The 11668-nt window shown below is 42.8% G+C and carries 10 protein-coding genes; 7 read left to right on the forward strand and 3 right to left on the reverse strand.

Annotated features, from left to right (window positions below):
- The first annotated feature begins 69 nt into the window (after positions 1-69).
- Together Q0A12_RS14795 and Q0A12_RS14800 are read left to right on the forward strand one after the other, a co-directional pair.
- Positions 70-4302: a 2-hydroxyacyl-CoA dehydratase gene (locus tag Q0A12_RS14795; RefSeq protein WP_291293393.1), complete on the forward strand. Its 4233-nt coding sequence runs from the start codon at positions 70-72 to the stop codon at positions 4300-4302.
- A 191-nt stretch (positions 4303-4493) separates the two neighbouring features.
- Positions 4494-5201 carry a GntR family transcriptional regulator gene (locus Q0A12_RS14800; RefSeq protein WP_291293394.1) on the forward strand — a complete coding sequence of 236 codons (708 nt, stop codon included), beginning with the start codon at positions 4494-4496 and terminating at the stop codon, positions 5199-5201.
- A gap of 239 nt (positions 5202-5440) precedes the next feature.
- Here Q0A12_RS14800 and Q0A12_RS14805 read toward each other — a convergent pair whose 3' ends face one another.
- Positions 5441-6076, reverse strand: a complete 636-nt coding sequence (locus tag Q0A12_RS14805; RefSeq protein ID WP_291293395.1) for a YigZ family protein — start codon at positions 6074-6076, stop codon at positions 5441-5443.
- Positions 6077-6170: 94 nt separating this feature from the next.
- Here Q0A12_RS14805 and Q0A12_RS14810 point away from each other — a divergent pair, with 94 nt between their 5' ends.
- The 5 genes from Q0A12_RS14810 (at position 6171) to raiA (ending at position 9728) form a co-directional block, all read left to right on the forward strand.
- Positions 6171-6464 carry a hypothetical protein gene (locus Q0A12_RS14810; protein ID WP_291293396.1) on the forward strand — a complete coding sequence of 98 codons (294 nt, stop codon included), beginning with the start codon at positions 6171-6173 and terminating at the stop codon, positions 6462-6464.
- A gap of 71 nt (positions 6465-6535) precedes the next feature.
- A complete protein-coding gene (locus Q0A12_RS14815) occupies positions 6536-6856 on the forward strand; it encodes a PTS sugar transporter subunit IIB (RefSeq protein ID WP_003127611.1) in 321 nt (106 codons plus the stop codon).
- A 208-nt stretch (positions 6857-7064) separates the two neighbouring features.
- Positions 7065-8372 (forward strand): DEAD/DEAH box helicase family protein, encoded by a 1308-nt coding sequence (locus Q0A12_RS14820; RefSeq protein ID WP_291293397.1) that lies wholly within the window; start codon positions 7065-7067, stop codon positions 8370-8372.
- Complete coding sequence (locus tag Q0A12_RS14825; RefSeq protein ID WP_291293398.1) at positions 8362-9036, forward strand: ComF family protein; 675 nt, start codon at positions 8362-8364, stop codon at positions 9034-9036. Before Q0A12_RS14820 ends, Q0A12_RS14825 begins: the two co-directional genes overlap by 11 nt.
- Before the next feature lie 134 nt (positions 9037-9170).
- A complete protein-coding gene (raiA, locus tag Q0A12_RS14830) occupies positions 9171-9728 on the forward strand; it encodes a ribosome-associated translation inhibitor RaiA (protein ID WP_291293399.1) in 558 nt (185 codons plus the stop codon).
- 253 nt (positions 9729-9981) lie between these two features.
- Here raiA and Q0A12_RS14835 read toward each other — a convergent pair whose 3' ends face one another.
- Positions 9982-10776, reverse strand: coding sequence for an SDR family oxidoreductase (locus Q0A12_RS14835; protein ID WP_291293400.1), 795 nt, complete (start codon positions 10774-10776; stop codon positions 9982-9984).
- Between the two features lie 18 nt (positions 10777-10794).
- Complete coding sequence (locus Q0A12_RS14840) at positions 10795-11634, reverse strand: aldo/keto reductase (protein WP_291293401.1); 840 nt, start codon at positions 11632-11634, stop codon at positions 10795-10797.
- Between the last annotated feature and the right edge of the window lie 34 nt (positions 11635-11668).

Consider the following 11668-nt stretch of genomic DNA (forward strand, 5'->3'; position numbering starts at 1 on the left):
GACATAAGTAGTATATCAAACAGTTTGTAAGATAATCAACAAAGTGTTAGGTAAAAATGGAGGCACTCTATGAAAAAATTAAATGCCGGAATTGATGTTGGATCTACAACTGTCAAAATGGTGATCCTTAATGAATTGAATCAAACATTATTTGCTAAATATGAACGTCATTATTCAGATATCAAAACTGCCACGAAAAAAGTGTTACAGGAAGCCCAAGATGTGATTGGGGAACAACCAGTGGCATTAGCCATCACTGGTTCTGGAGGAATGGGCTTAGCAGAAGTTCTAGGCATTCCTTTTGTCCAAGAAGTAATTGCGTGTACGAAAACAGTGGAGACGCTGATTCCTGAAACCGATGTTGCCATCGAATTAGGGGGAGAAGATGCTAAAATCACCTTTTTTGAAGGGGCGTTGGAACAGCGGATGAATGGTAGTTGTGCTGGTGGGACCGGTGCATTTATTGATCAGATGGCCGTCTTACTAAAAACAGATGCCAATGGTGTCAATGAACTAGCCAAAAACTATCAGACGATTTATCCTATCGCTTCTCGTTGTGGGGTATTCGCCAAGACAGATGTCCAGCCTTTGATCAATGAAGGTGCGGATAAAGCAGATATTGCTGCTAGTATTTTTCAGGCGGTAGTCAATCAGACAATTGCCGGATTAGCAGCTGGTCGTAAAATCAAAGGAAAAGTGGCATTTTTAGGAGGTCCCCTCTTTTTCATGTCAGAACTGCGCCGCCGTTTTGTAGAAACGTTACAGATCGCAGAAGCAGATATTATTTTTCCAGAAAACCCGCAGCTGTTTGTCGCCATGGGAGCCGCTTTGTATGGGGAGGATACTTCAAAACTAAGCACATTGTTGGCGCGATTGTCAGAAGATGATTCAGCCAAATTGCAACCGACCCATACTTTGGAGCCCCTCTTTGCCACGGAAGAAGACTTTGCTGCCTTCAGACAACGGCATAGTCAATCTTCAGTAGAAGAAAAACCTCTTGCTTCCCATAGCGGGGCAGCATTTCTCGGTATCGATGCAGGATCGACGACAACTAAAGTAATCTTGATCGATGAAGTCGGTCGGATTTTGTACTCTTTTTATGGCAATAATGAAGGACAGCCGCTGGAAACCACCATGCGAGTGTTGCAGGAAATGTATCAAGAGATGCCTGAAACAGTCTTTATTGGAAAAGCGGCAATCACCGGTTATGGCGAGCACTTGATCAAAAATGCGTTAAAGGTTGATATTGGTGAAGTGGAGACAATGGCCCATTACAAAGCTGCCGAGCATTTCCAGCCAGGAGTCGATTTTATTTTAGATATTGGTGGCCAAGATATGAAAGCCATGACCATCAAAGATGGTGCACTTTCTTCAATCCAGCTGAATGAAGCTTGTTCTTCAGGTTGTGGATCATTTATTGAAACCTTTGCGAGTTCGATGAAATATGGCGTCAAAGAATTTGCGCTAGCTGCGACGACTGCCAAAAATCCAGTTGACCTTGGTTCCCGCTGTACAGTATTTATGAATTCCAAAGTGAAGCAAGTCCAAAAAGAAGGAGCTTCTGTCGGTGATATTTCTGCGGGTCTTTCTTATTCAGTGATCAAAAATGCTTTATATAAAGTGATTAAGATTCGACGCCCAGAAGATTTAGGGAAGAAAATCGTCTGTCAAGGAGGTACTTTTTATAATGAAGCAGTGTTGCGAGCCTTTGAAAAAATCAGCGGCAGAGAAGTCGTTCGACCATCGATCGCTGGCTTGATGGGTGCTTATGGCGCAGCATTGATTGCATTGGAAAACTACGAGATTGGGGAAGTCACCACCTTGCTTTCCAGTGAAGAGCTGGTTCAGTTCACAGCAGAAAAAGAGTTCACTCATTGCGGATTGTGTGAAAACAACTGTATGCTGACCGTTACATTGTTCTCGGATGGACGTAAATTTATTACCGGGAATCGTTGCGAACGAGGCGCCCGCATCAAAATCAAAAAAGAAGATCGCAAGACCAATCTTGTTGATTACAAATATCGCCGGCTGTTTAAATATCGCTCACTTCGTAAAAAAGAAGCGACACGAGGCATTGTCGGCATTCCACGGGTCTTGAATCTGTATGAAAACTATCCATTGTGGCACACCTTTTTCACAGAACTTGGTTTTCGTGTGGAATTATCTCCACGGTCAAATAAGGAATTATACGAGCAAGGGATTGAGACGATTCCAAGTGATACTGCTTGTTATCCGGCAAAAATCGCTCATGGCCATGTTCAAGCACTGATCGATAAAGGAATTCCGCTGATTTTTTATCCAGGAATTATTTTTGAGCGTCCAGAAACAGAAACGGCTGAGAACCATTTCAACTGTCCCATCGTACAGAGCTACCCAGATGTTATCCGTAACAATATGGATGATATCCGTGCTGGCCGTGTGGATTATCGGAACCCTTTTCTAAATTTGGCAGATGAAGCTTCGATGGTCAAAGTGTTGACGGAAGAGTTTCAAGATATAGGGATCACAGAGAATGAGATTGCCCAAGCATTACGTCACGGCTTTGAAGAGTTGGATCAATTTAAGCAGGACATTTGTCAGCAAGGGGAAGAAACCCTGCGGATGCTGACCGAAACCAATCAGCGAGGCATCGTTCTTTCTGGCAGACCGTATCATTTAGACCCAGAGATCAATCACGGCATTGCTGAAGTGATCACCCAAGAAGGATTCCATGTATTGACAGAAGACAGTATTGCCCATTTGGGAAATGTGGGAAATTTGCGTGTGGTCAATCAGTGGGTCTACCATTCTCGTTTATATGCTGCCGCGCGGGTCGTAGCCAAAAGCAAGCAGTTGGAGTTGGTCCAATTAAATTCATTTGGCTGTGGGATCGATGCGGTCACAACTGATCAAGTAGAAGAAATCATGGAGCAATATGGCAAACTCTATACGGTATTGAAAATTGATGAAGGGGCAAATTTAGGAGCCATTCGGATTCGTTTGCGTTCGCTTAAAGCAGCGGTCAATGAACGGGAGAAAAATCATTTTGTGCCGACGCAACGTTTTGAAGAACCAGCCAAAATCACCTTTACGAAGGAAATGCGTAAGCAACATACCTTGTTGTTGCCAATGTTAAGTCCCATCCATCAAAGTGGCTTAGTGGATGTCGCATTGCAAGCATCCGGTTACAATGTGGTCTGCTTACCGGCAGATGATCGGGAAGCTGTCAATATTGGCCTTCGCTTCGTCAATAACGATGCCTGCTATCCGGCGATCATTTCCATCGGTCAGTTGATCGAAGCGCTGCAAAGCGGCGAATATGACCTCCAAAACACGAGTGTGATGATGACACAAACCGGCGGAGGCTGTCGGGCAACCAACTACATTCCACTACTTCGTAAAGCCTTGAATGATGCTGGCTTTCCACAAGTTCCGGTGGTTTCGGTTTCCATGGGAAATCAAGGTGTGGAGTCAAATCCTGGATTCAAATTTACATTGCCAATGCTGAAACGGGTAGCTGTCGCATTCTTGTATGGCGATTTGTTTGAACGCGTGGTCTACCGCACACGGCCCTACGAAACAGTCCCAGGTTCCGTTGATCAGCTTCATGAAACATGGCTCAAAAAAGTCGAAAAAAATGTGCGTAACGGTTCCTTCACATTGTTCAACCACAACATGAAAAAAATTATTGCCGATTTTGATACGATTGATCTGCAGGACATCGTGAAACCAAGAGTCGGTGTAGTAGGCGAGATTTTAGTGAAATACTCTCCTACAGCGAATAACGATATCGTGAGACTTTTGGAAGCAGAAGGGGCGGAAGCCGTCGTTCCAGATATCGTTGGTTTCATGAATTATTCTCTTTACAATCAGATTTGGCGTTATCAAAATCTAGGAATGGCGAAAAAGAGTAAATGGATTGCCGAATTTGCCATTGGCTTGATCGAACGCCTGCAAAAACCAATGGATCGTGCATTACGGGATTCTCAGCGCTTTGAAGGGTTGCATTCGATCTATCAATTAGCTGACGATGCAAGCAAAATCTTATCCATCGGCAATCATACGGGGGAAGGGTGGTTTCTAACTGGCGAAATGATCGACCTCTTGAAATCTGATGTCAATAATATTGTTTGTATGCAACCATTTGGCTGTCTGCCAAATCATGTAGTCGGTAAAGGCGTGATCAAAGAACTGCGTCACCAATACCCTAAAGCCAATATCGCCGCCATTGATTATGATCCAGGAGTTTCGATCGTTAATCAGTTGAATCGGATTCGCTTGATGCTAGCTACTGCGAATAAAGCACTTCAAAAAACAAATTAAGCCAGTTGACTTTTCAGCTGCATCTAAGACTGTACCAATTTACTGGAACTTTTTTTCTCGTTTTGTCTTCGTAATGAAGAACCGAACAAGAAAAAGGATTTTTTCCTTGAAATTGGCAGTCTTTTTTGCTTTTTTTGTTGGTTATTTAGGTATATACCAGTTATAATAGAAAATGAATGGAGGAATAGACTATGGCAGAGAACTTACCCGTATACATACAAATACATGATCAAATCAAAGCAAACATCGAGAATGAAACGTATAAAATCGGTGATCGTTTGCCTTCTGAGCGTGAGTTGGCGAAACAATTCGGTGTGAGCCGTATGACATTACGCCAAGCCATTCAGACTTTAGCAGACGAAGGGATTTTAGAAAGAAAAATTGGGTCTGGGACTTATGTGGCTCGACAAAAAGTACAAGAAAAGATGAGTGGAACCACGAGTTTTACCGAAATCATGCACTCACTTGGGCGCGTACCTTTCAGTAAAGCGGTGGCTTATTTCTTCACAGCACCAAGTTCAAGTGAAATGGAAAAGCTGAAATTAGAAGGACACGAAAGAATTTTGCGGATGGAACGAATCCGTTATGCCGATGATGTTCCTATTTGCTTTGAAGTAGCCAGTATTCCAGAAAAATTGATCCATGACTTCAGCAAAGAAGAAATTATTTCATCGCTGTATCATGTGCTGGAGGCCAAGGGTGGACATAAAATCGGCCCAGCATCGCAAACGATCTCGGCGATGATCGCTTCGGAACAAATTGCGGATTATTTGCAGATCAAACGTGGGGATGCCATTTTAAGGATGCGGCAAATCACCTGTTTTGAAACTGGAGAACCCTTTGAATATGTTCGTACACAATATGTGGGGAACCGTTTTGAATTTTATTTAGAAAAATGAGCGTGTGGATAAATAGTAACGAGGAAAATCGCTAGTGCTTGAGTTCTTTTATTTTGATCCAAGCTGATCCAAGTTAATTCGGTAGCTTCCTTGCTGGAATGCTTTGAAGAGGAAAGGTACTACTTTTTTAAAGGAGAAAGAGTGGTTCTTATGGGAACAGTGGGTTGAATCAATGCGGGGAATCAATAAGTTGAATTAGTGTATTGGATCAATGCCGATTGAATTGAGCCGATCCATGTTTAGTGGATCGGTCGTTCAACATAGCTGACAGCACCGTGGTCGATCTGTAGCTGTCCTTGGAGTAAGTCTGTCAAGCTAGCCTCGACGGACAATAAGTCCGTTTCAGGAACCATCAATGTTACCCGGATTTTATCCGTATAATCAATGGATTCCACGTAAATGTCTTGGTGCTCTAAATGATTCTGGAGCTTTCCTAGTTGTGGGTAGTCAATGGTTAGATAAAGCGTTTGGTGAAGGGTTCCTTCAACGATACCGATTTCCTTTAAGGCAGTGGCAACGGCGCTTGTATACGCACGAATCAAGCCGCCTGCCCCTAGTTTTGTGCCACCAAAGTAACGGGTCACCACGGCGACGACATTGATCAACTCGTTTTTTTTCAGGACATCTAACATCGGTACGCCGGCTGTGCCGCTAGGCTCCCCATCGTCGCTGCTTCGTTGGATCTCGTTGTTTTCACCAATAACAAAGGCACTGCAATGATGATTGGCTTTCCAATGCTCTTTTTTGAGGGCGAGGATGAATGCTTTGGCTTCCTCTTCGGAAGTGACACGTTTAAGAGAACAAATGAATCGGGATTTCTTGATTTCTTGTTCACTTTGGCCATCCTCTCGAATGGTGCGATAATGATTCTTCATAGTCTCCTCCTTTTGTTTTCAGTATAGGCAATGTGGAGAAAAGTTTCAATGAAAGAAAAGAATAAGTGAATGGAGAAAAAAGGAGGCGTTGCCATTGAGTAAACGCAAAAAATACGATATCATCACTCATTACTTAAAATCCAATGGCGGTTCTCAAGTCACATTGACCTTCATACAATTTGATGAATTGTTATTTCCAGCAACGGGACTGCCAAAGAGTGCCCGAAAAAGCATTGATTGGTGGGCCAATGATTATCGTCATCCGGAAAACGGTGCCTATGCTTGGCTAAATGCCCGATATGAAGTAGTTCATGTAAATTTAAAGAAGGAATATGTTGTCTTCAATCAATTGGTCAAGTCCAATTGGTTAATAGACAGTAAGCGTTGACAAATTTGAAACTTGTTCTATACTAGGAATAGGTAATGTTATATTATTTAAAATTTTAGGGAGTGTTCGATATGGCTAAAAAAACAATTATGTTAGTTTGTTCCGCAGGAATGAGCACCAGCTTGTTAGTAACAAAAATGCAGAAAGCTGCTGATGCAAAAGGTCTTGACACAGATATTTTTGCTGTTTCCGCTTCAGAAGCAGACCAACACTTAGAAAGCAAAGATGTGAACGTTTTATTATTAGGCCCTCAAGTTCGTTTCATGAAAGGCGATTTTGAAAAACGTTTAGCACCAAAAGGCATTCCTTTGGAAGTCATCAACATGGCTGACTACGGCATGATGAACGGTGAAAAAGTATTGGATCAAGCATTGACATTGATTGGTGAATAAGCCAATTCATAGGCAACGAGTACAAAGTAAAAATTGAGGGGAACCTTACTGGTTTTGATCGTTTCTGTTCTTGCAGAAGATGATGGCCGGTAAGGTTCTTTTTTGTATGTTTGGCGTACTTTATTTATGAAGCATAACTAAGACCAGCAGCAAAGAGGCAACCCGCTTTGTGCGTGACAGAAGATCAAAACCAGGGAGGAATAATGAGGTGGAGGAAGGCGGACGCCAACTATTAATAAACGAAGCAGAATGCAGTACTTTTGGGGAAAATGCTCAGATTCGTCCAGCGGTCTTGCTCAAAGGGAGGCAGCTATTTTGTCAGCGTTGCGGCAGTTCCTTTGCGCAAGAGGTGGTACAGTTACCTACAGGCATTCATTATTGTCCTGCATGTATTCATTATGGTCGGGCAGATACCTCCAAAGTATTTCTGAATGTTCCAGTTCAGAGTAATGCCAGCTTTCCTGTAATCCATTGGCCAGGGGAACTAACTATCTATCAGAAAAGAATTTCGCAAGCTTTGGTAAGCAATTACCAACAAAAGCGCGCAACGCTGGTTTGGTCTGTGACCGGATCAGGGAAAACCGAAATGATTTTTGAAGTGATCCAAGCAGCCCGTCGGCAAGGACATCGTGTAGCCGTTGTTTCACCACGAATCGACGTCTGCCGTGAATTGTTCCCTCGAATCCAAAAGGCATTTCCAACAGAAGACTGTTTATTGCTTTATGGGGATTCTGAGGAAGACTATCGCTATACAGACCTACTAGTTGCGACCATCCATCAGCTCCTGCATTTTTATCAAGCCTTTGATTTGCTGATCGTTGACGAGGTGGATGCTTTTCCTTATGAAGGAGATCCGCAACTGAAATTTGGGTTAATGAATGCATTGAAAGTCACTGGCTGTCTGGTCTATTTAAGTGCGACGCCATCAGAAGCACTGTTGAAAGAAACCAAACATTTTGCTGTTGAAAAAATGCCTTTGCGGTTTCATCAACGCCCGTTGATCGTTCCTCAACTGATTTGGTATGAGGATTGGCGCAATGCCTATCGAAAAAAACGAAAGCTGCAGCGCTTAATCGGTCATTTGCAACGACTCGCACAGAAAAACTTTGTGCTAGTATTTTGCCCAAGTATTGCTTTTATGGAACGACTGGAAAAAGCGGTGGGCTCTTTCTTAAAAGACCGCAACATTGCAAGTGTTTCTGCAAAGGATCCTGCTCGAATAGAAAAAGTTGCTGCAGCCCGGAACGCTGCTTACCAGATTCTCTTCACAACCACCATCTTGGAACGGGGAGTGACATTTGAGAATGTTTCTGTAGTGGTGATGGGGGCGGATCATGGGGTCTTTTCAAAATCAGCCTTGGTTCAGATTGCCGGTCGAGTAGATCGTAAAGGAGCGTTCAATCAGGGAGAGGTGCTTTTTTTCTATGACCAAGCAACATTGGCGATTCGCAAGGCAGTCTCAGAGATCAAAGAGATGAATCGACTGGCAAAGGAGTGGTTGACAGATGAGATGTAGTTGGTGTCAGCAGACATTCGCCCGAGAGTTGTCCTTGTTGGAGATATTATGGCCATTACGTATCCCTTCGTCCGAGAAGTGTGCCACCTGTTCAGATAAATTTCTGCCGGTTGACTCAGCAAGCTGCTGCAAGACATGCTGCCAACCAAGTCAAGAATGCAGAGATTGCCTCTATTGGCAGCAACGTTACCCTGATTTTCAGCTGATCCATCGGGCGTTGATGGTCTATAATCAAGGAATGCAAGAATGGCTGCATCAGTATAAACGAATCGGCGATTATCGTTTGCGAGAAACCTTTGCTTCAGAAATCAAGCAGGCTTTCCAAGAGATGACTTATGATGTGGTGATCCCAATTCCTCTTTCTCAAAAACGGTATCAGCAACGAGGATTTAATCAAGTTGAAGGACTATTGCAAGCAGCGGGAATCAACTATCGACCGTGGCTCAAGAAGAACCGTCATTTGCCCCCACAAGCAGGATTGACTAGAGAGGAGCGTTTAGCGGTTCCGCAGCCTTTTGTTTTCAACGGGCAGGAAGAAATCAAGGGCAAGCGCATCCTGTTGGTTGACGATGTGTATACAACAGGACAAACCCTTCACCATGCCGCAGCAGCTCTTTTTGCCTATCAGCCAAGCAGGATTGCTTCTTTTTCCCTCGCGAGATAACAGAAATGTAAACGCTTAAAAAAATCTCATCGATTTGCTTTTCAAATGAGCGATACTTCGTTATAATAGAGTTAAGAAGAAGAAGAGAGTGGTCCTTTTCCTTCTTAGTGGTGTAGACGAAAGGGGTAATTTTTATGTTTAGATATAATGTACGTGGCGAAAATATCGAGGTAACTGAAGCGATCCGCGATTACGTTGAAAAAAAAGTAGGTAAACTAGAACGTTATTTTAATGATGTGCCTGAAGCAACAGCGCATGTTAATTTGAAAGTATATACCGAAAAAACAGCAAAAGTTGAAGTAACCATTCCGCTACCATTCTTAGTCTTACGCGCGGAAGAAACTTCTCCTGATCTATATGCAAGTATTGATTTGGTTGTTGACAAATTGGAACGCCAAATCCGTAAATTCAAAACAAAAATCAATCGTAAATCTCGGGAAACAGCTTTAGTTGCTCCAGATAAAGGCGACTTATTCACAATGGAAACAAATGAAGAAGAAACCAATGGAGCTGAACTAGACATTGTACGTACAAAACGTCTTTCTCTAAAACCAATGGATAGCGAAGAGGCTGTTTTGCAAATGAATATGTTAGGCCATAACTTCTTCATTTTTGAAGATGCTGAAACCAATGGTACAAGTATCGTTTATCGTCGTAAAGACGGCAAGTATGGCTTGATCGAAACAGATTGATCACAGCAAGAGCTTGTCGGTAATCCCCAAAAAAGTCTTTTTTGACAGAGCAGAGATATCTGCTCTGTTTTTTTGTACAAAAAAGGACTGGGACATAAGTCATCATCCAACAAGTTAAACCGAATAATAGTCTACTGCTATAGATTCCTCTGATTTTTGCGACGAGGAGCCAATGCACCGTAGGAGTAATACTAGTTAATATTCGGATAGTGTTACTTGTCGGAGACTTATGGCACAGCCCCTAAAGAAAATTTCAATAAATCGTGGGAACTAATCCGCCATCAAGCCTTAGGGCAGCTCCAGAAAACGAGGAGGCATAAGGACTAGCAACGAAGGCCACAAAGCGGCCAATCTCTTCCGGACGGATCAAACGCTGGATCTGTGATAGGGGACGATGTTTTTTCATGAAATCTTCTTCCCACATAGATTCCGGTAAATCACTTTCCTGGTACATCGTTTTCAGCATGGTTTCGACACCTTCGGTTAATGTGGAACCGGGCATGATGGTGTTGACAGTGACTTGGGTTCCAATCGTCAGCTTCGATAAGCTTTTAGCCAGTGAGAGGTTCATGGTTTTTGTCATGCTGTACTGAGGCATTTCTCCAGAGGGCATGATGGCTTCTTCGCTGGCGATAAAAATCATGCGACCAAAATTTTGCTGCAACATATGTGGCAAGTAAAATTTTGCTAAGGCATTTCCCGCTAAAACATTCACTTGAAAAAAGTGTTCCCAAACGTCATCGGTAATATCCATGTAATCCATGGGTTCAAAGATGCCCATATTATTGACCAAAATATCTACATGAGGAAATTGGTCAAAAAGTTGTTGACGAGCGGTCTCGTCGGCTAAATCATATGGAGCCAGTTGAGGATTCGTCTCAGGAAATTTTTCTTTTAACTCAGCTACAACAGCTTTGACACTGTCTTCTTGGCGGCCATTAACGATGACATCAGCGCCTTCTTTTGCCAGCTCGAAAGCAATTGCTTTCCCGATCCCTTTCGTAGAGCCAGTGACTAATGCAATTTTCTTGGTTAAACCTAATTCCATTTTCTTCACTCCATTTCTTTAAAAGTTAAATTGATCTGGGTCAGGTCCTACCCGGTGATCTTCATTCAAACGATTTAGCTCTTGCATCTCTTCTTTTGAGAGGGAAAAATCAAAGAGTTGCTGATTTTGTTCCATTCTGTCGGGATTAACTGTCTTAACTACCAGTAAAATCTCTTGCTGGATATGCCAGCGTAAGGCGATTTGTGCAGGGGATACTTGATGACTTTGAGCTATTTTTACGAGGGTCGGATGTTGGAGAATCTGACCTTGCATCAATGGCGACCAGGCCTGGATCTTGATTCCTTGTTGCTGACAATAATCACGCAGCTCTTTTTGAGCCAATTTTGGATGTAGTTCCACTTGATTCAAAACAGGTTTGACTTTTGCTGTAGCCAGCAAGTCCTTCAAATGATGGATCTGAAAATTGCTGACACCGATGGCTTTGATTTTTCCAGCTTGTTGAAGATCTTCCAATGCCCGCCAAGATTCTTGATACGCATTTTTGCCAGGCCAGTGGAGCAAATAAAGATCTAAATAGTCCAATTGCAAACGTGCGAGGGACTTTTCAAAAGCTGCGATCGTTTCCTCATAGGTCAAATAGGTGTTCCAAACTTTAGAAGTGACAAAGAGGTCTTCCCGTGTAAGTCCAGTTGCGGCTAATCCTTCTTTGATCCCTTGTCCTGTTCCTCTTTCATTATCATATATTTGTGCGGTATCAATCAAACGATAACCTTTCAAAATGCCGTTTTTTACCACAGTCGCCACTTCTTCATCAGGTATTTGGAAAACCCCTAGGCCAAAGCCGGGAATGCTGGCTTGTTCATTTAAAGCAATTGTATCGGTTAATGAGTGGATCATATAAATTTCCTCCTTGATTTTTGGTAAATATACC

This window comes from Enterococcus sp., from assembly GCF_022711995.1.
GTDB lineage: Bacteria > Bacillota > Bacilli > Lactobacillales > Enterococcaceae > Enterococcus_D.

Coding starts and splice junctions, on each gene's coding strand:
- Q0A12_RS14795 (WP_291293393.1), top strand. CDS start 70: ATGAAAAAATTAAATGCCGGAATTGATGTTGGATCTACAACTGTCAAA.
- Q0A12_RS14800 (WP_291293394.1), top strand. CDS start 4,494: ATGGCAGAGAACTTACCCGTATACATACAAATACATGATCAAATCAAA.
- Q0A12_RS14805 (WP_291293395.1), bottom strand. CDS start 6,076: ATGAAGAATCATTATCGCACCATTCGAGAGGATGGCCAAAGTGAACAA.
- Q0A12_RS14815 (WP_003127611.1), top strand. CDS start 6,536: ATGGCTAAAAAAACAATTATGTTAGTTTGTTCCGCAGGAATGAGCACC.
- Q0A12_RS14825 (WP_291293398.1), top strand. CDS start 8,362: ATGAGATGTAGTTGGTGTCAGCAGACATTCGCCCGAGAGTTGTCCTTG.
- raiA (WP_291293399.1), top strand. CDS start 9,171: ATGTTTAGATATAATGTACGTGGCGAAAATATCGAGGTAACTGAAGCG.
- Q0A12_RS14835 (WP_291293400.1), bottom strand. CDS start 10,776: ATGGAATTAGGTTTAACCAAGAAAATTGCATTAGTCACTGGCTCTACG.
- Q0A12_RS14840 (WP_291293401.1), bottom strand. CDS start 11,634: ATGATCCACTCATTAACCGATACAATTGCTTTAAATGAACAAGCCAGC.